The organism is Albimonas marina (genome assembly GCF_029223255.1).
Lineage (GTDB): Bacteria > Pseudomonadota > Alphaproteobacteria > Rhodobacterales > Rhodobacteraceae > Albimonas.
The window spans coordinates 109,866-129,513 of sequence record NZ_JARHUC010000011.1 but is presented as its reverse complement, the minus strand read 5'-3'; the positions used below and the strand labels follow the sequence as shown (position 1 = coordinate 129,513).

At 72.8% G+C, this 19,648-nt stretch carries 18 protein-coding genes; 11 read left to right on the top strand and 7 right to left on the bottom strand.

Annotated features, from left to right (window positions below):
- Nucleotides 1-117 precede the first annotated feature (117 nt).
- Nucleotides 118-1,278 (top strand): M24 family metallopeptidase, encoded by a 1,161-nt coding sequence (locus tag P2H44_RS23985; RefSeq protein ID WP_275767808.1) that lies wholly within the window; start codon nucleotides 118-120, stop codon nucleotides 1,276-1,278.
- Between the two features lie 19 nt (nucleotides 1,279-1,297).
- On the opposite strand, the gene P2H44_RS23980 is transcribed toward P2H44_RS23985, so the two are convergent.
- From P2H44_RS23980 to pedF, 7 genes are all read right to left on the bottom strand, one after another.
- Entirely contained in the window at nucleotides 1,298-1,861 is a 564-nt protein-coding gene (locus P2H44_RS23980) for a manganese efflux pump MntP (RefSeq protein WP_275767806.1), read from the bottom strand.
- Nucleotides 1,862-2,148: 287 nt separating this feature from the next.
- Complete coding sequence (locus tag P2H44_RS23975) at nucleotides 2,149-2,946, bottom strand: FAD binding domain-containing protein (RefSeq protein ID WP_275767804.1); 798 nt, start codon at nucleotides 2,944-2,946, stop codon at nucleotides 2,149-2,151.
- A 52-nt stretch (nucleotides 2,947-2,998) separates the two neighbouring features.
- Nucleotides 2,999-5,377 (bottom strand): xanthine dehydrogenase family protein molybdopterin-binding subunit, encoded by a 2,379-nt coding sequence (locus P2H44_RS23970; RefSeq protein ID WP_275767802.1) that lies wholly within the window; start codon nucleotides 5,375-5,377, stop codon nucleotides 2,999-3,001.
- A 14-nt stretch (nucleotides 5,378-5,391) separates the two neighbouring features.
- Entirely contained in the window at nucleotides 5,392-5,877 is a 486-nt protein-coding gene (locus P2H44_RS23965) for a (2Fe-2S)-binding protein (RefSeq protein WP_275767800.1), read from the bottom strand.
- Between the two features lie 81 nt (nucleotides 5,878-5,958).
- Nucleotides 5,959-6,555: an SRPBCC family protein gene (locus P2H44_RS23960; protein WP_275767798.1), complete on the bottom strand. Its 597-nt coding sequence runs from the start codon at nucleotides 6,553-6,555 to the stop codon at nucleotides 5,959-5,961.
- A gap of 116 nt (nucleotides 6,556-6,671) precedes the next feature.
- Nucleotides 6,672-7,583 (bottom strand): substrate-binding periplasmic protein, encoded by a 912-nt coding sequence (locus P2H44_RS23955; protein ID WP_275767796.1) that lies wholly within the window; start codon nucleotides 7,581-7,583, stop codon nucleotides 6,672-6,674.
- A complete protein-coding gene (gene pedF, locus P2H44_RS23950; RefSeq protein WP_275767794.1) occupies nucleotides 7,583-8,302 on the bottom strand; it encodes a cytochrome c-550 PedF in 720 nt (239 codons plus the stop codon). Before pedF ends, P2H44_RS23955 begins: the two co-directional genes overlap by 1 nt.
- 169 nt (nucleotides 8,303-8,471) lie before the next feature.
- Between pedF and P2H44_RS23945 the strand changes: the two genes are divergently transcribed.
- The 10 genes from P2H44_RS23945 to P2H44_RS23900 all read left to right on the top strand — a co-directional run bounded on the left by P2H44_RS23945 (nucleotide 8,472) and on the right by P2H44_RS23900 (nucleotide 19,636).
- Complete coding sequence (locus P2H44_RS23945; RefSeq protein WP_275767792.1) at nucleotides 8,472-9,641, top strand: ABC transporter substrate-binding protein; 1,170 nt, start codon at nucleotides 8,472-8,474, stop codon at nucleotides 9,639-9,641.
- Between the two features lie 2 nt (nucleotides 9,642-9,643).
- Entirely contained in the window at nucleotides 9,644-10,606 is a 963-nt protein-coding gene (locus tag P2H44_RS23940; protein ID WP_275767790.1) for a YVTN family beta-propeller repeat protein, read from the top strand.
- Between the two features lie 3 nt (nucleotides 10,607-10,609).
- The gene (locus P2H44_RS23935) at nucleotides 10,610-11,035 is read left to right on the top strand and encodes a hypothetical protein (RefSeq protein WP_275767788.1); all 426 of its coding nucleotides are present in this window, start codon (nucleotides 10,610-10,612) and stop codon (nucleotides 11,033-11,035) included.
- Complete coding sequence (locus P2H44_RS23930) at nucleotides 11,032-11,757, top strand: ABC transporter ATP-binding protein (RefSeq protein WP_275767786.1); 726 nt, start codon at nucleotides 11,032-11,034, stop codon at nucleotides 11,755-11,757. The genes P2H44_RS23935 and P2H44_RS23930 overlap by 4 nt, the downstream gene beginning before the upstream one ends.
- A complete protein-coding gene (locus P2H44_RS23925) occupies nucleotides 11,754-12,545 on the top strand; it encodes an ABC transporter permease (RefSeq protein WP_275767784.1) in 792 nt (263 codons plus the stop codon). The genes P2H44_RS23930 and P2H44_RS23925 overlap by 4 nt, the downstream gene beginning before the upstream one ends.
- Complete coding sequence (locus P2H44_RS23920) at nucleotides 12,542-13,090, top strand: tetratricopeptide repeat protein (protein ID WP_275767782.1); 549 nt, start codon at nucleotides 12,542-12,544, stop codon at nucleotides 13,088-13,090. Before P2H44_RS23925 ends, P2H44_RS23920 begins: the two co-directional genes overlap by 4 nt.
- Nucleotides 13,091-13,320: 230 nt before the next feature.
- Nucleotides 13,321-15,084, top strand: a complete 1,764-nt coding sequence (locus P2H44_RS23915) for a PQQ-dependent methanol/ethanol family dehydrogenase (RefSeq protein WP_275767780.1) — start codon at nucleotides 13,321-13,323, stop codon at nucleotides 15,082-15,084.
- Nucleotides 15,085-15,214: 130 nt separating this feature from the next.
- Nucleotides 15,215-15,958 carry a LuxR C-terminal-related transcriptional regulator gene (locus P2H44_RS23910; RefSeq protein WP_462976322.1) on the top strand — a complete coding sequence of 248 codons (744 nt, stop codon included), beginning with the start codon at nucleotides 15,215-15,217 and terminating at the stop codon, nucleotides 15,956-15,958.
- A 146-nt stretch (nucleotides 15,959-16,104) separates the two neighbouring features.
- A complete protein-coding gene (locus P2H44_RS23905; protein WP_275767778.1) occupies nucleotides 16,105-17,334 on the top strand; it encodes an FIST N-terminal domain-containing protein in 1,230 nt (409 codons plus the stop codon).
- Between the two features lie 46 nt (nucleotides 17,335-17,380).
- Entirely contained in the window at nucleotides 17,381-19,636 is a 2,256-nt protein-coding gene (locus tag P2H44_RS23900) for a hybrid sensor histidine kinase/response regulator (protein WP_275767775.1), read from the top strand.
- Nucleotides 19,637-19,648: the final 12 nt, after the last annotated feature.

Here is a 19,648-nt window from a genome sequence, read left to right as displayed (position 1 = left end):
GCGCCCGTGGCCGCCCGCCCGCCCGCGGCGCGCAGGACCCGGCGCGCCCGGGGGCAGGGGCCCGGCCCGACGCGCTCGCCCGTTGACGCCGGCGCCCCGCCCGTGTCCGAATGCCCCATGACCGCGCCCGACCCGCCCCGCGGCTTCCCGGAAGCCGAGCACCGCGCCCGCCTCGCGCTCCTGCAGGCCGCCATGGCCGCCCGCGGCCTCGCCGCCCTGCTGCTGACCACCGAGGCGGAGATCCGCTGGGTCACCGGCTTCCTCACCCGCTTCTGGGAAAGCCCCACCCGGCCGTGGTTCCTCGTCGTGCCCGCGCAGGGCGATCCCGTGGCGGTGATCCCCTCCATCGGGGCCGAACTGATGGGCCGGACCTGGATCCGCGACATCCGCTGCTGGTCCTCGCCCGACTATGCCGACGACGGCGTCTCGCTGCTGGCCGCGACCCTGGCCGAGCGTTCGCCCCCCGACGCCGAGATCGGCCTGCCGATGGGGCGCGAGACGCGCCTGCGCATGCCGCTCGCCGACTGGCTGGCCCTGTCGGAGCGCATCGGCCGCCGACGGTTCCGCGACGACGGCGGCCTGATGCGCGACCTGCGCCTGGTGAAGTCCGAGGCCGAGATCGAGAAGATCGCCGCCGCCTGCGCCGTGGCTGGCCGCGCCTTCGCCCGCACGCCCGAGATCCTGCGCCCCGGCCTGCCGCTGTCGGAGCTGTTCCGCCGCTTCCAGATCCTGTGCCTCGAGGAAGGCGCCGACCAGGTGCCCTACCTCGCCGGCGGCGCGGCGCCCGGCGGCTACGGCGACGTGATCTCGCCCGCCTCCGACCGCCCCCTCGCCCGGGGCGACGTGGTGATGCTCGACACCGGCCTCTCGCGCGACGGCTATTTCGCGGACTTCGACCGCAACTGGTCGCTGGGCCCGCCCGCGCCGGAGGTGGCCGACGCCCACGCCCGGCTGGTCGAGGCCACCGACGTGGCCGCCGGCCTCGCCCGCCCCGGCGCCACCCCCGCCGACCTCGCGCAGGCGATGCGCGCGGTGCTGGGCGGCGGGGAGATCGACGTCGGCCGCCTCGGCCACGGGCTGGGGATGGAGCTGACCGAGCCCCCCTCCCTGATCGCCGCCGACCTCACGCCCCTGCGCCCCGGCATGGTGCTGACGCTGGAGCCCTCGATCCCGCTCGGCCCCGGGCGGCTGCTGGTGCACGAGGAGGTGATCGTGGTGCGCGAGGACGGGCCGCAGTTCCTCTCGCCGCGCATCGGCCCCGGGATCCCGGTGGTCTGACCCCGCCCGGAGGCGCGCCTCAGACCCAGCCCAGGTGCTCGGCCAGGATCGAGGCGCCCAGCCCGATCAGCGCCAGCCCCCCGCCCACGCCCACGATCCGCCCCAGCCGCCGGCCCAGGAAGCGGCCGGCCAGCACGCCCGTGGTGCTCATCGCCATGGTGGCGAGCCCGATGGCCGCGGCCACCACCAGGATGTTCACCTCCAGGAAGGCCAGCGAGACCCCCACCGCCATCGCGTCGATCGAGGAGCCGACGGCCGCCGCCACCGTGCTCCACAGCCCGCCGCGCCCGGCCTCGGGCGTCTCCCGCGGGGCGGAGATCGCGACGAGGATCATGTGCGCCCCCACCGCGCCCAGAAGCGCGAAGGCGACCCAGTGGTCGACCGCGGCGACGTAATGGCTGGCGGCGACGCCCAGCGCCCAGCCCAGCAGGGGGGTCAGCGCCTCGACCGCGCCGAAGATCGCGCCGGTGCGCAGGGCCCGGCGGAAGCCGACCCGCCGCTCGACCGCGCCCTTGCCCAGCGCCGCGATGAAGGCGTCGACCGAGAGGGTCAGCGCCAGGACGCCGATGGCCGTGGGGGTCATGCGCGCGCTCCTGCGGGCGGTCGGGGGGCCGGCGCGCCGGGCGGCCCGCCCGCCGGGTCGCCGCGCCATCGACCCGCGCGGAACCGCGGGGCCCGAAGCCCCCCGCCCCGCGCGGGACGCGCCGGATAGGGTCGTCGCCGGAGAAAGTAAAGCGGAATCATGCGCTTGAAGTTGAGACGCATTTGCAGCCGCCCGCCGCCGCGGCCGCATCCCCCCGCCCCGGAACGAAAAAACGGGACGGTTCCGAAGAACCGCCCCGAGACAGGACCCCGGCTGGGGGAGGAGGATCAGCCGCAGGCCGCGACCGCGCGCCGGGTCAGGACCCCTACCAGGTGCGCGCGATACCGGGGAGCGCCATGGAGATCCCCGATCATGCCCTCGGCGGGGGGGCTCATCCCCTCCACCGCCGAGGGGGAGAAGCTCGCCGACAGGGCCTGCTCGGCCTCCGTCCAGCGGAACACGCCCCCTTCCGAGGCGCCGGTCACCGCCACCCGCACGCCGGAGGCGAAGCGGGCGACGAACACCCCCACCAGCGCGAAGCGGGAGGCCGGCTGCTCGAACTTCTGGTAGTTCGCCGCCATCGGCACGGGCAGGTCGACGCCCACCAGCAGCTCCCGCTCCTCCAGCGCCGTCTCGAACATGCCCAGGAAGAAGTCGTCCGCCGGGATCGCCCGCCCGGCCGAGGTGCGCAAGCTCGCCCCCAGCCCCAGCGCCGCCGAGGGGTAGCAGGCGGCGGGGTCGTTGTTCGCGAGGCTGCCGCCGATGGTGCCGCGGTTGCGCACCGCCGGGTCGCCGATCTTGCCGGCCAGCGCCGCCACCGCGGGGATCGCGGCCCGCACCACGTCCGAGGCCGCCACGTCCGCATGGCGCGTCGCCGCCCCGATCCGCAGCACGTCGCCGTCGCGCGAAATGCCCTTCAGCTCGGCGATCCCCGTCAGGTCCACCAGCGTGCCCGGCATCCCCAGCCGCGCCTTCAGCGTCGGGATCAGCGTCTGGCCGCCGGACAACGGCTGCGCCTCGTCCGCCTGCATCGCCAGCAGGGCCTCTTCGAGGGTCGTCGGCCGGGCGAGTTCGAAATCGTACATCTCATGTCCTCCCTTGACGTTCCCCTCCCGCCGGGGCGGGAGGGGACAGGGTTCACTCGGCCGCGGCCGCGGGCCGGGCGGCGTCGATCGCCTCCCAGACCTTCGAGGGCGTCAGCGGCATGTCGAGATGGGCGATGCCGTAGCCCGACAGCGCGTCCAGCACCGCGTTGACCAGCGCCGGCGGGCTGCCGATGGCCCCCGCCTCGCCGCAGCCCTTCACCCCCAGCGGGTTGTGCGTGCAGGGCGTGCAGGCGGAGTTGTCCACGGTGAAGCTCGGCAGGTCGCGGGCCAGCGGCATCGCGTAGTCCATGTAGGAGGCGGTCAGCAGCTGCCCGCTCTCGTCGTAGACGCAGCCCTCCATCAGCGCCTGGCCGATCCCCTGGGCGAGGCCGCCATGCACCTGGCCTTCCACGATCATCGGGTTGACCACATTGCCGAAGTCGTCGGCGGCGGCGAAGGACATCACCTGCACCTTGCCGGTGTCGGGATCGACCTCGACCTCGCAGACGTAGGCGCCCGAGGGGTAGGTGAAGTTGGCCGGATCGTAGAAGGAGGTCTCCTCCAGTCCCGGCTCGACCGAGTCGATGGGATAGTTGTGGGGCACGTAGGCCGCCAGCGTCACGTCCGCCCAGCTCACCGACCGGTCGGTGCCCGCGACCGTGAACTGACCGTTCTCGAAGGTCACGTCGGTCTCGGACGCCTCGAGCAGGTGCGCCGCGATCTTCTTGGCCTTGGCCACGATCTTGTCGACCGACTTCACGATGGCCGAGCCGCCGACCGCCAGGCTGCGCGACCCGTAGGTCCCCATCCCGAACGGCACCTTCGAGGTGTCGCCATGGACGATGTCGACGTTCGCCTCGGGGATTCCCAGCATGTCCGCCACCACCTGGGCGAAGGTCGTCTCATGCCCCTGCCCGTGGGAATGCGAGCCGGTGAAGACCGAGACCGACCCCGTCGGGTTCACCCGCACCGTCGCGGCCTCGTAGAGCCCCGCCCGGGCGCCCAGCGCGCCCACGAGGGAGGAGGGTGCGATCCCGCAGGCCTCGATGTAATGCGCGAGCCCGAAGCCCCGCAGCTTGCCGCGCGCGGCGCTCTCGGCCTTCCGCGCCTCGAAGCCGGCGCGGTCGGCGACCTCCAGCACCTTGTCGAGCGTCGCGTTGTAGTCGCCCGAGTCGTACTGGACAGCCACCGGGGTCTGGTAGGGGAACTCGGTGATGAAGTTCTTCCGACGCAGCTCGGCGGGGTCCATGCCGATCTCGCGGGCGGCTTTATCGACCACGCGCTCGATCAGGTAGGTGGCCTCGGGGCGCCCGGCGCCGCGATAGGCGTCGACGGGGACGGTGTTGGTGAACACCGCGCGCACGTTGGTGAAGATCAGCGGGGTCTTGTAGTTGCCCGCCAGCAGCGTGCCGTGCAGCCAGGTCGGGATGCAGGGCGCGAAGGTCGAGAGGTAAGCGCCCATGTTCGCCAGCGTGGTCGAGCGCAGGGCGAGGAAATTGCCCTCCGCGTCCATCGCCAGCTCCACCTTGCAGACGTGGTCGCGGCCATGGGCGTCGGACATGAAGGCCTCGCCCCGGTCCGAGGTCCACTTCACCGGCCGCCCGACGACCTTGGCGGCGAAGGTGACGAAGGCTTCCTCCGCATAGTGGTAGATCTTCGAGCCGAAGCCCCCGCCCACGTCCGGCGCAACCACCCGCAGCTTGTGCTCGGGCAGGCCCAGGACGAAGGCGCCCATCAGCAGGCGGATCACATGCGGGTTCTGGGACGTGGTCCACAGCGTGTGCATGTCGTCGGCGTCGTCGTATTCGCCCAGCGCCGCGCGCGGCTCCATCGGGTTGGCGACCAGGCGGTTGTTGCGCAGCTCCAGCACCGTCACGTGGTGGGCGTTGCGGATCGCCTCGTCGACGGCGTCCTTGCTCTCGGCCGGGAAATCCCAGTCGTAGCAGAGGTTCCCCGGCGCCTCGTCATGCACCAGCGCCCCGCCGGCGACGGCGGCGCGCATGTCGATGGCGGCGGGGAGTTCCTCGAGCTCCACCTCCACCAGCTCCGCGGCGTCCTTGGCCTGGGCGCGGGTCTCGGCCACCACGGCCACGATCGGGTCGCCCACGTGGCGCACCTTGCCCTCGGCGAGGATCGGGTGCTTGGGCTCCTTCATCGGCTCGCCGTTCTTGTCGGTGATCAGCCAGCCGCAGGGGATGCCGCCGACGCCCTCGAAGTCCTTCGAGGTGAACACCTTGATCACCCCCGGCGCGGCCTCGGCCGCCGAGACGTCGATCGACAGGATCCGACCATGCGCCATGTCCGAGCGCAGGAAGTGCACGTAGGCCTGGCCGGGCCGGTTCATGTCGTCCACGTACCGGCCCTTGCCGGTCAGGAACCGCTTGTCCTCGCGCCGCTTCGAGCTGGCGCCGATCCCGAAGTCCTTGGGCATGATCTCCCCTCCCCTCACTCGGCGGCGACGGGCTGCGCGCGCAGCTCGGCGGCGGCCGCGAGCGCCGCCTTGACGATGTTGTGGTAGCCGGTGCAGCGGCAGATGTTCCCCTTCAGCCACTCGCGCACCTCGCCCTCGGTCGGGTCGGCGTTCACGCGCAGCATGTCGGTGATCGACATCACCATGCCCGGGGTGCAGAAGCCGCACTGCAGGCCGTGATGCTCCTGGAAGGCGGCCTGCACGACGGACATCACGCCGCCCCTGGCCTCGCCCTCGACGGTGCGCACCTCGGCGCCGTCCGCCGTGGCGGCGAGCATGGTGCAGGCCTTCACGCTCTCCCCGTTCACCAGCACGGTGCAGGCCCCGCACTGGGAGGTGTCGCAGCCGACATGGGTTCCGGTCAGGCCGAGGTCCTCGCGCAGGAACTGCACCAGCAGGGTGCGCCCCTCGACCTCGCCCGAGACGGGCTTTCCGTTCACGGTCATCGAAATGCCGGGCATCTTGATCCTCCCCTGGCGATGCATCTGGCTTGAGGTTCGGTGCGGCGCGCGCTCCCTATGCCGCGCGCCGGCCGGAATGGGTCAGGAGAGAAGGCGGCGCAGCCAGCCCTTCTTCTCCCCGGTCTCGGCGGCGGCTTGCGCAGGCGCCGGCGCGGACGTCGCGCCCGCCATCTCGGGCGCCCTGGCCGGCGCGGCGGGGGCCGGCGCCTGGACCGCGGCGGCCGCGGGGGCCGGCGCGGCGCCCTCGACCTGCGCCTGGAACAGGGCGAAGAACTCGTCCGCCATCTTGCGCGCGAACCCGTCGATCAGGCGCGAGCCGAGCTGGGCGAGCTTGCCGCCCACCCGCGCCTCGGCGACGTAGCTCAGCAGCGTGCCCTCGGCGTGGTCGGACAGGTTCACCCGCGCGCCCCCCTTGGCGAAGCCCGCGGCGCCGCCCTTGCCCTCGCCGGAGAGGAAATAGCCCTCGGCCGGGCGCACGTCCTCGAGCGTCACCTGCCCTTTGAACTTCGCCTTCACCGGGCCGACCTTCTGGGTGACGTCGGCCTCCATCTCGGTGTCCGACAGCTTCTCCAGCCGCTCGCAGCCCGGAATGCAGGCCTTCAGCACCTCCGGGTCGTTCAGGGCCGCCCAGACCGTGGCGCGGTCCGCCCGGATGATCCGTTCGCCGGTGAGTTCCATGGGGCTTCTCCTGTCGGGTCCGGCCGTCGCGGGCCGGTGGGGTTGATGAGAGGGTAGGAGGGCGCGGGCCGCCCGCGCCATTCGACCTTAGGCGGGGGGGCCCGCGGCCCCGCCGCTCAGTCCGCGGGCGGGGTCCAGCTCAGCCCGTAGGCCTCGAAGACCGCGGCCAGCCGCCCGTCCTCGACCGCGGCGCGCACCGCGTCGTCCACGGCGTAGCCCAGCGGCCGCCAGGACTGGCGCACGGCGACGCCCAGCGTCCACGTCCCGCGGGCGAGCCCCGGCAGCGGCGGCGAATGCACCGCCAGCCCAGGGACCAGCCCCCATTCCAGCTCGTGCAGCGGCCCCATCGCGGCCTTCACCTCGCCCCGCGCCAGCGCCTCCATGGCGGCCGGCGTCGAGGCGTAGCGGCGGATGTTCCCCTGCAACGCCCCGTTCCCGATGGACGAGAGGTGGAAATCCGCCAGGCTGTCGTTCTCGACCGCCACCGGATCGAAGCGGAAATAGGCCGGCACGGGGCCGCCGTCGGGATACTCCGCCTCGGCGTAGGCGATGGCGAGCGTCTCGGTGAAGTAGCGCCCGGCGAAGACCACCTGGTCGACCCGGCAGGCGTAGTCGGAATCGTAGGGCACGTGCAGCATCACGTTCGACGCCCGCCCGTTCACCACCGGACCCTTCCAGACGTGGTTGCGCAGGTCGTCGTCCAGCGTCTCGCCCGCGGCGACGAAGGTGAAGCGCGGCTCGACGCCCAGGTCCGCGGCGATGATCCGCCCCAGCTCCACGTCCACGCCCTTCGGCGCGCCGTCCTCCTCCCACGACCAGGGGGGGAAGGCCTCGTAGACCGCGAAGTCGATCCAGCCGCGCGCCTGGATGTCGTCCAGGCTCTGGCCCACCACGTCGCGCGAGGCGTTCTGCGGCCGGGGCTGGGGCGTCCAGTCCTCGCACCGCGCCGCGGCCGGGCCCGCCGGGAGGAGCAGGGCCCAGGCCGCGGCCGCCGCGGCCGCCGCCAGGAGGGGGCGACGGCCCGGCATCAGTGCGCCGCGCTCAGCCCGACGGTCAGCGTCTCGGCCGCCTGGGCGGGGTCCGCCGCCTCGCCCGAAAGCTGCTTCGCCGCGCGGAAGGCGATCGAGTCGGCCACCGGCGCGCCCGAGGCGGTCTCGATCTCGCCGGCGATCTCGTGCAGCTCGCCCGCCATCGCCGCCACCTGCCCGGCGTCGGCCTGCCCCGCGGGCATGGCGGCGAGCGTGTCGCGGATCTCCTTCAGCCGGCCGGCGTAGGCCTCCATCGAGTCGCCGTCGGGCCGGGTCTCGATATAGGTGCGGATCGCCCAGGCGGCCTTCTGGCCCAAGAGCTCGCCGAAGGCCGGCATCTTGGTGGCGCCGTTCTGGGTGTAGCCGTGGCGGAAGCGCTCGACGAACCACTCGTCGCCGTACTCCTCCGCCTCCAGGAAGCGCAGGTCGGGGGCGAGGCCGCCCGACACCACGCCCAAGCCATGGCAGCGCGCGCAGTTCTGGTTGTAGCCGCTGTCGCCGATCTCGATGGCCTTGGCCCAGACCTCGTCGCCCATGGCGCGGTAGGGGTTCTCGGTCAGCCAGTCCTCGCCGACGTCGGGCAGCGCGTCGGTGTTCACCGGCTGCGGGGCCACGTCGCCATGGGCCCAGGCCGCCGGCCCCGGCGCGAGGCCGGCGGTCCCGGCGAGGACGAGGGCGAGCGCGCCGGCGGCGCGGGCGGGGGATCGCGAGCGGATCATGGGGTCGGGCTCCCTGTCAGGCGGTTCGATGTCGTTGCGGATTCGTTACCGCAGCGTCCGCCGGGGGCGGTATTCGACCTTCGGGCGAGAGGCCGGCGGCGCGCCGGCGCGGGACCCCCGACCATGGTCGAATGGACGCGGCGCCCTGTCGCGGCCAGCGTCCTGAACCATGCTCAAGCCGCTCGCCCTCCTGGCCGCCCTGGCCCTCGCCGTCCCCGCGCAGGCGGAGCTTTCGGTGCGCGTGGGCTGGCTGGAGCAGCAGGTCGACCGCCCCCCGGTGCTGTCGAACCTCGACCCGATCCCCGAGGACCTCGGTCTCGCCGGCGCCCGACTGGGGATCGAGGACGACGCCAGGACCGGCCGCTTCCTCGGCCATGCCTACGCGCTGGAGCCCCGCATCGTCCCCCCCGGCGGCGACGCGCTCGCCGCCGCGCGCGAGGCGCTCGCCCGGACCCCCCTGCTGGTGGTCCACGCCCCCGCCGAGACCCTGCTCGCCATCGCCGACCTGCCCGAGGCGCAGGGCGCCCTGATCCTCAACGCCTCCGCCCAGGACGACCGGCTTCGCGGGCCTGACTGCCGCGCGAACCTCCTGCACGCCATCCCCAGCCACGCGATGCGCGCCGACGCCCTCTCCCAGTTCCTGACCGTGCGCCGCTGGACCGACGTGGCGCTGGTCGAGGGGACCCATCCCGACGACCGCGCCTTCGCCGCCGCCCTGCGCCGCAGCTTCACGAAGTTCGGCCTGCGGATCCGCGCCGACGAGACCTGGGAGTGGAACGCCGACATCCGCCGCGACGCCGGCCGCGAGACGCCCCTGTTCACGCAGGACTTCCGCGATCACGACGTGATGGTGGTGGCCGACGAGGCCGGCGACTTCGCCCGCTACATGATGTTCAACACCTGGACCCCCACGATCATGGCGGGGTCCGAGGGCCTGACCCCCGTCGCCTGGTCCCCCGCGCTCGAGCAATGGGGCGCCGCCCAGCTGCAATCCCGCTTCGAGGCGCTGGCCGCCCGCGACATGCGGCCAGAGGACTACGCCGCCTGGGCCGCGGTCCGCTCAATCGGCGAGGCCGCCACCCGCACCAACGCCTCCGACCCCGCCAGCCTGCGCGCCTACATGCTCTCCGACGCCTTCGAGCTCGCCGGGTTCAAGGGCAGCCCGATGACCTTCCGCCCCTGGAACGGCCAGCTGCGCCAGCCGATGCCGCTGGTCCACCCCCGCGCGCTGGTCGCCCTGACCCCGCTCGACGGCTTCCTGCACCCCGTCAACGCGCTCGACACCCTCGGCCAGGACGAGGGCGAGAGCGCCTGCCGCGCCTTCGCCGCAAGGAACTGACCATGCGCCCCCTCGCTCTCGCCCTGACCCTCCTCGCCACCCCGGCCCTCGCCGACGAGATCTGGGTGACGAACGAGAAGGACGACACGATCTCGGTGATCGACGTCGCCACGCTGGAGGTCGTCCGCACGATCCCCACCGGCGAGCGTCCCCGCGGCCTCACCTTCTCCCACGACTACTCGCGGCTCTACATCTGCGTCTCCGACAGCAACGCCGTGCAGGTGATGGACCCCGAGACGGGCGAGATCCTGCACGACCTCCCCTCCGGCGAGGACCCCGAGCAGTTCGCCCTGCACCCCGACGACCGGCGCCTCTACATCGCCAACGAGGACGACGCGATCACCACCGTGGTCGACACCGAGACGCGCCGCGTCATCGCCCAGATCGACGTGGGGATCGAGCCGGAGGGCATGGCCGTCTCCCCCGACGGGACCATCGCCATCACCACCTCCGAGACCACCAACATGGCGCACTGGATCGACACCGAGACGCACGAGCTCTTCGCCAACACCCTGGTCGACGCCCGCCCCCGCCACGCCGAATTCGCCAAGCACGGCACGGAGCTGTGGGTGTCGTCGGAGATCGGCGGCACCGTCGCCGTCTTCGCCGTCGAGGACCAGCGCGAGCTCGCCAAGATCCGGTTCGAGATCCCCAACATCCACCGCGACCGCATCCAGCCCGTCGGCTTCGAGTTCTCCCAAGACGAGAAGACCGTCTTCATCGCGTTGGGCCCCGCCAACCACATCGCCGTCGTGAACGCCGAGACGTATCAGGTCGAGGACTACATTCTCGTCGGCCGCCGGGTCTGGCACATGGCCTTCTCCCCCGACCGCCGGCTGCTGTTCACGACCAACGGCGTCTCCGGCGACGTCACCGTCATCGACGTGGCGAACCGCGAGGCGATCAAGACCATCAAGGTCGGCCGCTTCCCCTGGGGCGCCGCCGCCCGCCCGACCGGAGGCTGACCCATGCGCCGCGCCCTGACCGCCCTGCTCTGCCTCGTCGCCCTGCCGGCCTTCGCCGAAGGCCTCGGCCCCGCCGGCATCCTCTCGGGCAAGAACAAGCAGGACCTGCCCCCGATCACCCTCTCGGCCGGCATGCCGCTGGCCGACGCCCCCCTGACCCTGAAGTCCGGGACCTACTACGAGATCGAGATCACCGCCGACGGCTCCGCCGAACTCGGCCTCGTCGGCCCCGAGTTCTTCCGCGCCATCTGGATCGACGAGATCGTCATCGAGGGCCTGGAGATCCGCCCGCTCGGCCTCGACAGCGTGGAGTTCGACGAGGCCGGCACGATGGAGATCGGCTTCCTCGCCATCAAGCCCGGCCGCTACACGCTGCACGTCCCCGGCTCCACCGGCGACCTGATGCGGCTCGAGGTGACCATCGAATGACCCCCGGCCTCCAGATCCAGGACGTCCGCTTCGACTACGGCCCGAAGACCGCGCTGGACGGCGTGTCGTTCGAGGTTCCCGCGGGCGCCTTCTGCGCCCTGCTCGGCCCCAACGGCGCGGGCAAGTCCACGCTGTTCTCCCTGCTGACCGGCCTGATGCGCGCCCCCTCGGGGCGCCTCTCCGCCGCCGGCCACGACATCGGACGGGACCCCCGCAAGGCGCTCGCCCGCATCGGCGCGGTCTTCCAGCAGAGCACGCTGGACCTCGACCTCACCGTCCTGCGCAACCTGACCTACTTCGCCGCCCTCCACGGCCTCCCCCGCCGCGAGGCGCAGGCCCGCGCCATCCGGGCGCTTTCCCGCCTCGACATGGCCGAGCGCGCCCATGAGCGCGCCCGCGACCTCAACGGCGGCCACCGCCGCCGGGTCGAGATCGCCCGCGCCCTGATGCACGACCCCGCGGTCCTGCTGCTGGACGAGCCGACCGTCGGCCTCGACGCCCAGGCCCGCGCCGGGATCACCGCCCATGTCCACGACCTCGCCCGCGACGCCGGCCTGACGGTCCTGTGGGCCACCCACCTGGTCGACGAGGTCCGCCCCGCCGACCAGGTGGTGATCCTCCACCAGGGCCGGGTCGCCGCCGACGGCGCCGCGTCCGAGATCGCCGGCCCCCGCCCCCTGACCGACGTGTTCCTCTCGATGACCGGAAGGCGCGCCGCATGAGCCCGCATCTCGTCGCCCTCGAAGCCGTCGTCGCCCGCGAGGCCCTGCGCTTCATCCATCAGCGGGAGCGCTTCATCGCCGCCCTCGTCCGCCCCCTCGTGTGGCTCCTCGTCTTCGCCGCCGGCTTCCGCGCCGCGCTGGGCCTCTCGATCACGCCCCCCTACGCGACCTACATCCAATACGAGGTCTACATCGTCCCCGGCCTCTGCGGCATGATCCAGCTGTTCAACGGCATGCAGAGCTCCCTTTCGCTGGTCTACGACCGCGAGATGGGCTCGATGCGCCTGCTCCTGACCTCCCCGCTGCCGCGCGGCTGGCTCCTGTTCTGCAAGCTCGCCGCCGGCGCCGCGATCGGCGTGATCCAGGTCTACGCCTTCCTCGCCATCGCCGCCGCCTTCGGGATCCAGATGCCGTGGGAGGGCTACGTCCTCGCCCTCCCCGCGCTGATCCTCACCGGCCTGATGCTGGGCGCGCTGGGCCTCCTGCTCTCCTCCTTCATCCGCCAGCTGGAGAATTTCGCGGGGGTGATGAACTTCGTGATCTTCCCGATGTTCTTCCTCTCCACCGCCCTCTACCCGCTGTGGAAGATGGCCGAGTCCTCGCCCCTCCTGCGCGACATCTGCGCCCTGAACCCCTTCACCCACGCCGTCGAGCTGATCCGCTTCGCCCTTTACGCGACCCCCAACCCCGCGGCCCTGGGCTGGACCCTGCTCGCGCTCGCGGTCTTCTCCGCCTTCGCGCTGCGCGGCTACGACCCCGCCCGGGGCCTGATCCGGAGGAAGGCATGAGACTCGCCCTCGCCCTGGCGCTCCTCGCCGCGCCCGCCCTCGCCCAGCAGGGCGGCGCCGACCCCGCCCCGCAGGGCGAGACCAACCCCGAGGAGCTGACCCTCCAGTCCGCCATCGAGAAAGCCCGCCGCGGCGAGGTCGACATGGTCGTCTGCGCCAGCGGCTACTTCATCACCAAGTGGGGCCATCACGCCGAGGCGCGCGAGGTCTTCGAGGCCTGCGCCGAGGCCGGCTACGCCGCCGCGATGACCTGGATGTCCCAGATGGAGGACAACGGCCTCGGCGGCCCCGAGGACCCCGAGGCCGCCGCCGAATGGTCCCGCCGCGCCGCCGCGACCGGCGACCCCGTGGGCGAACTGAACTACGGCCTCGCCCTGCTCCGCGGCCGCGGCGTCGAACAGGACGAGGCCGCCGGCCGCGCCATGGTCGACCGCGCCGCGGCCCAGGGCCTCGACGACGCCGTGCGCCTGAAGGGCGCCGGCTACGACCCCGCCGAGGTCACCCCCGACGCCGACGAACCCCGTTACGCCCCCAAGCTTTTCTGACGCCCCGCGGGCGCCCCGTTCCGACCGCCCCCGCCCGCCCCGGCGCCCCCGCGCCGCGGCGGGCGCCGCCGCGCGGGCGAACGGACGCGAAACGCAGCCGATCCAACGACTTGCCATCTCCTACCATGGTGCAATTTCGGCCGCGCCTGACGCCGGGGATACTCCTTCCCAGAGCCGCCCAAGGCCGGAGTCGCCGGCATCGGCTCGCCCGGAATCCCAGGGAGGGAACGATGAGACGACTTCTGCTGAGCGCGACCGTGTCGCTCCTGGCCGTCACCGCCGCCAACGCCGAGGTGACCGAGGCCGACATCGCCGACGACGCGACCATCACCACCCAGGTGGTCACCAACGGCATGGGCCGCCACCTCCAGCGCTTCAGCCCGCTGGACAAGATCAACAAGGAGAACGTCGCCCGCATGGTCCCCGCCTGGGCCTTCAGCCTCGGCGGCGAGAAGCAGCGCGGGCAGGAATCCCAGCCGCTGGTCAAGGACGGGGTGATGTACGTCACCGGCTCCTACAGCCGCATCTGGGCGATCGACGCCAAGACCGGCCGCGAGATCTGGCAGTACGACGCCCGCCTGCCCGAGGGCATCCTGCCCTGCTGCGACGTGATCAACCGCGGCGCCGCGCTCTACGGCGACAAGGTCTATTTCGGCACGCTGGACGCGCGGCTGGTCGCGCTCGACGCCAAGACCGGCGACGTGGTTTGGAACAAGAAGATCGCCGACTACAAGGCCGGATACTCCTACACCGCCGCCCCCCTGATCGTGGACGGGCTGATCGTCACCGGCAACTCGGGCGGCGAGTTCGGCATCGTCGGCGAGGTGCAGGCCCGCGACGCGGAGACCGGCGAGCTGGTGTGGACCCGCCCCGTCATCGAGGGCCACATGGGCACCCTCAACGGCAAGGAGTCGACCATGACCGGGACGCTGAACGCGACCTGGCCGGGCGACATGTGGAAGACCGGCGGGGGCGCGACCTGGCTCGGCGGCTCCTACGACGCCGACACCGACACGCTGGTCTTCGGCGCCGGCAACCCCGCGCCCTGGAACTCCCACCTGCGCAACGCCGGAACGCCCACCGAGGGCAACACGGGCGACAACCTCTACGCCGCGTCCCGCATCGGCATCGATCCGAAGACCGGCGAGATCAAGTGGCACTTCCAGACCACCCCGCGGGAGGGCTGGGACTTCGACGGCGTGAACGAGGTCGTGGCCTTCACCGACCGCGAGGGCAACAAGCGCTTCGCCACCGCCGACCGCAACGGCTTCTTCTACGTCCTGAACCGCGAGGACGGCGCCTTCGTCGCCGCCCACCCGTTCGTGAGCGAGATCACCTGGGCCTCGGGCATCGACGACACCGGCCGGCCGATCTTCAACGAGGCGAACCGCCCCGGCGACCCGACCGCGGCCGCCGACGGCAAGAAGGGCGAGACGATCTTCGCCGTGCCCTCCTTCCTGGGCGGCAAGAACTGGATGCCCATGGCCCACTCTCCCAAGACGGGCCTGTTCTACGTCCCCTCGAACGAGTGGGGCATGGACATCTGGAACGAGCCGATCTCCTACAAGAAGGGCGCGGCCTACCTGGGCGCCGGCTTCACCATCAAGCCGATCTTCGAGGACCACATCGGCTCCCTGAAGGCGATCGACCCGACCACCGGCGAGATCAAGTGGGAATACAAGAACGACGCCCCCCTCTGGGGCGGGGTGATGACCACCGCCGGCGGCCTCGTCTTCACCGGCACGCCGGAGGGCGAGTTCAAGGCCTTCGACGACGAGACCGGCGAGCAGCTTTGGTCCTTCCAGCTCGGCTCCGGCATCGTCGGCCAGCCGATCACCTGGGACCAGGACGGGGTGCAGTACGTCACGGTCCTTTCGGGCTGGGGCGGCGCGGTGCCGCTGTGGGGCGGCGAGGTCGCCAAGAAGGTCAGCTACCTCAACCAGGGCGGCATGGTCTGGACGTTCCGCGTCCCCGACCAGGTGGCCTCCAACTGAGCCCGGACGGGCGCGCCTTCGCGGGCGCGCCCGCTTCACGCTCCGCGGCGCCGGTCCGGGGATCGCCCGCGCCGGCGCATCGCGCTACACAGGAAGGGAGACCGGCATGCAACCGGCGATGGAGCGAGCCTTGACCGCCAGCCCACCCCGCCCCACCGGCGCCGCCCCCTCGGGCGCGGCCGGACCCGGCCGCGGCGACGCCGCCGGCGTCCCCTTCGCCTCGGCCCTGGTGATCGACGATCACCCCCTGTTCTGCGAGGCGCTGACCCTGATGCTGCGCGAGATGGGGGTCGAGCGGATCGAGACCGCGGACCGCCTCGCCAAGGCCTACGCCCGCCTCGAGGCCGCCCCCGCGCCCGAGGTGATCCTGCTCGACCTCACCCTGCCCGACGCCGAGGGGATGGACGGCCTGCTGCGGGTCCGCCGCCTGGCGCGCAACACCCCCGTCGTGGTCGTCTCCTCGCTGGAGGAGAACCGCATCGTCGGCTCGGTCCTGCGCTCGGGCGCCGCCGGCTTCGTGCCCAAGCACAGCCCGCGCGACGTCTTCACCCGCGCCTTCGCCGCCATCGCCGCCGGCGAGGTCTTCCGCCCCGACGGCTTCGTCGAAGGCGACGACACCCCCGACGAGACCGAGCAGGCGATCGAGCGCCTGGCCCTCCTGACCCCCCAGCAGGCCCGGATCCTGGAGCTGGTCTGCGAGGGCCAGCTCAACAAGCAGATCGCCTGGGAGCTCGACATCGCCGAGACGACGGTGAAGGCCCACATCACCGCCATCCTGCGCAAGCTCAACGTCCGCTCGCGCACGCAGGCGGTGCTGCTGGCGCAGAACGCCCGCTACCGCAAGATATTGCACGACGCCTCGGGGGCGAACTAACCTGAGGTCGGAACCGGCCGACCGCACCGCCGGCAGGGAGGCCCCCGCGATCGCGGGGGAGCCGGCGCGCGGTCGTCGACAGCCGTCAACTCGCCCAACCCCTTGTTTGCGCAGGGACCGCGGCGAGACGAAAGGGAGGGGAGCCCATGGACGGGGCTCAGTGCGCCGGGACCCGCGCCGACGGGCCCCGGCCGGATCATGTCCGCGACGCGCGGGCCGCCGCCGGGCAGGCCCTGCCTCGGCGCGACCTGCTCTCGGCCGCCGCCCCGGCCTCCGACCCTGCCGCCGCGATCGCCGCCCTGCGCGCCGCCCTCGGCGAGGCGCCGCTGGCGCTGGTCGCGCTCTTCGTCTCTCCCCAGGCCGATCTCGAGGCGGTCGCCCGCCTCGCCGCCGACGCCTTCGCGGGCGCGCCGGTCATCGGCTGCACCACGGCCGGAGAGATCGGCCCCGCGGGCTATGCGGACGGGATGATCGCCGCCGCCGCCTTCCCCGCGGCGCTGTTCTCCGCCCAGGTCTGCTTCGTCGCCGACCTCTCGGGCCTCGACCGGGTGGGGGCGGCCGAGAAGGTGCAGGGCCGCCGCGCCGCCCTGCGCGCCGCCGCGCCCGAGTGGTCGAACGAATTCGCCTTCCTGATGGTCGACGGCATGTCCCTGATGGAGGAGCAGCTGGTCGCCACCCTCGCCGCCGCGCTCGACGGGGTGCCGCTCTTCGGCGGCTCGGCGGGCGACGCGCTCGATTTCGGGCGCGCCTTCGTGCTGCACGAGCGGCGCTTTCACGCCGACGCCGCGGTGCTGGCCCTGATCCGCACCGCCTGCCGCGTGCAGGTCTTCAACTTCGACAACCTGCGCCCGGCCGAGGCCCGCATGGTGGTGACCGAGGCCGATCCCGAACGCCGACTGGTGCGCGAGATCAACGGCGAGCCGGCGGCCCGCGAATACGCCCGCCTGCTGGGCATGGACCCCGCGCAGCTCTCGCCCTTCACCTTCTCGGCCCACCCGGTGATGGTGCGCGTGGGCGGGCGCCACCACGTCCGCGCCATCCAGAAGGTCGAGCCCAACGGCGACCTGACCTTCTTCTGCGCCATCGACGAGGGGCTGGTGCTGACGCTGGCCGAGCCGATGGACGCGACCGAGCACCTGGCCCGCTCCCTCGACGGCCTGTCGGCCGGCGGCGCCCCCTCGGGCATCCTCGCCTGCGACTGCGTTCTGCGCCGGGTGGCGGCCGAGCGGGACCAGAGCGTCCGGGCCCTGTCCGAGATCCTGGCGCGCAACGAGGTGGTCGGCTTCTCGACCTATGGCGAGCAGATCAACGGCGTGCACGTGAACCAGACCCTCACCGGCGTCGCCATCTACCCGCCCGAGGAGCCCGCGGCATGACCCGCCCCGCCGGACCCTGCGCCCTCGCCCGGCCGGATCCCCGGCCATGACCACCTTCGACCCCCGCTCCCTCGTCGACGCGAACGAGAGCCTCGAACGGCAGAACGCCAAGCTCGCCAAGATCGCCGGCGTGCTGATGCGCCGGGTCGAGCAGGCGACCGACGCCGACGGCGCCGCCTACGCCCATTTCCAGCGCGCCCTGACCCTGGAAGGCGAGGTCCGCGCCCGCACCTCCGAGCTCGAGCGCGCGCTTTCGCTGCTCAACGACACCAACCTGCGCCTGACCCGCGCCAACCGCGCCGCCGACCAGGCGCGCGCCGACCTCGCCAACGCCATTGAGGCGGTGCAGGAGGGGTTCGCCCTCTTCGACGCCGACGACCGGCTGGTGATGTTCAACTCCCGCTTCGGCATGGGCATGCCCGACATGCGCCGCTTCCTGCGCCCGGGCCTGCCCTTCGCCGACTACGTCGCCCGCGTCGCCGGCTCCCCCTCCCTGTCGCTGCCCCGGGGCCAGACGCCGAAGGACTGGGTGGAAAGCCGCCTTCAGCGCCACCGGGAGACCAAGGCGATCTTCAACGTCCGCCTCGTCGGCGACCGCTGGATCCAGGTCTCGGAATACCGCACGCCCGAGGGCGGCACCGCGATCCTGCAGACCGACGTCACCGACTGGATCCGGCTGGAGCGGCAGGAACGCGAGCGGATGCTCGACGACCAGGCCCGCTTCATCCGCGCCACGCTCGACCACATCAACCAGGGCATCTCGATCTTCGACGGGCACGAGCGGCTGGTGGGCTGGAACATCCGCCTCGACGAGCTGCTCTCGCCCCCCGCCGGCCTCCTGCGCGTCGGGCGCAGCTTCGACACGCTGTTCGACCGTTTCTCCCCCGACATGGCCTTCCGCGATCCCGACGGGGCCGACCGGCTGATGGCCTGGGTGAAGGGCCGCGTGCGCCCGCCCCTGAAGCTGGAGGTCAGCCACCGCGGCGCCCGCATCTTCGACGTCTTCGCCCAGGAGATGCCCGACCAGGGCTTCGTCGTCTCCTTCACCGACGTCACCGCCGAGCGCCGCGCCATCGACGCCATGGCCGAGGCGAACGAAACCCTGGAGCAGCGCGTGCGCGAGCGCACCCTGGCGCTCGCCGACGCCGCCGCCGAGGCCGAGCGCGCCAACGCCTCCAAGTCCCGCTTCGTCGCCGCCGCCTCCCACGACCTGCTCCAGCCTCTGTCCGCGGCGAAGCTGTTCCTGTCGACGCTCAACAGCCTCGACCTCGACGACGAGCCCCGCCGCATGGCCGGCCGCGCCCAGAACGCGCTGAAGAGCGTCGAGGCCATTCTCGGCAGCCTGCTCGACATCTCCCGGCTCGACAGCGGGCTGGCGGCGGTGGAGATCTCGACCTTCCCGCTCTCGCGCATCCTGCGGCCGCTGCGCGAGGAGTTCGAGCCGCTGGCCCGCGCCCGCGGCCTGCGCCTCGACGTGATCGACAGCTCCGCCTGGGTCCGCTCCGACCCCTCGCACCTGCGCCGGATCCTGCAGAACCTGATCGCCAACGCCATCCGCTACACGCCCGAAGGCCGGGTGCTGGTGGGCGCGCGGCGGCGCGGCGGCGCCATGCGCATCGAGGTCCGCGACACCGGCCCGGGCATCGAGGAGGACAAGCGCGAGCTGATCTTCAAGGAGTTCCACCGCATCGACAAGCCGGGCATGAGCCCCGAGGGCGTGGGCCTGGGCCTCGCCATCGTCGAGCGCGCCTGCCAGCTCCTGGGCCACCCATTGCAGCTGGAGACCGAGCCCGGCCGCGGCGCGGGCTTCCTGGTGGGCGTGCCCGTCGCCCCCGCCCGCGTCCCGGTCCGCGCGCCCGAGCCCGGCGCGGGGGAGGCGCCCTCGTCCCGCGCGCTGGAAGACATCATCGTGCTGGTGATCGAGAACGACGCCGAGGTGCGCCACGCGATGACCACGCTGCTGGAGCGCTGGGGCGTCTCCTGCTTCGACGTGCCGGGCGAGGACGAGGCGCTGGCCCTGATCGACGAGGTGGGCGTGGCGCCGGACGTGATGCTGGTCGACTACCACCTCGACGACGGGCGCCACGGCATCGACGCGATCGCCGCCCTGCGCCGCCGCTGCGGCCCGACGCCGGCCGCGATCCTCTCGGCCGACCGCACGCCCGAACTGCGCGCCGCCTGCCATGCCACGGGCGCCGCCTATCTCGAGAAGCCGGTCGACCCCGACCGCCTGATGCGCTTCCTCGCCGAGACCCGCGCCGCCCCCCCCGGCTGGGGCCCTCTCTCCGGCCCCGTGGTCTGAGCGCCCGCCCCC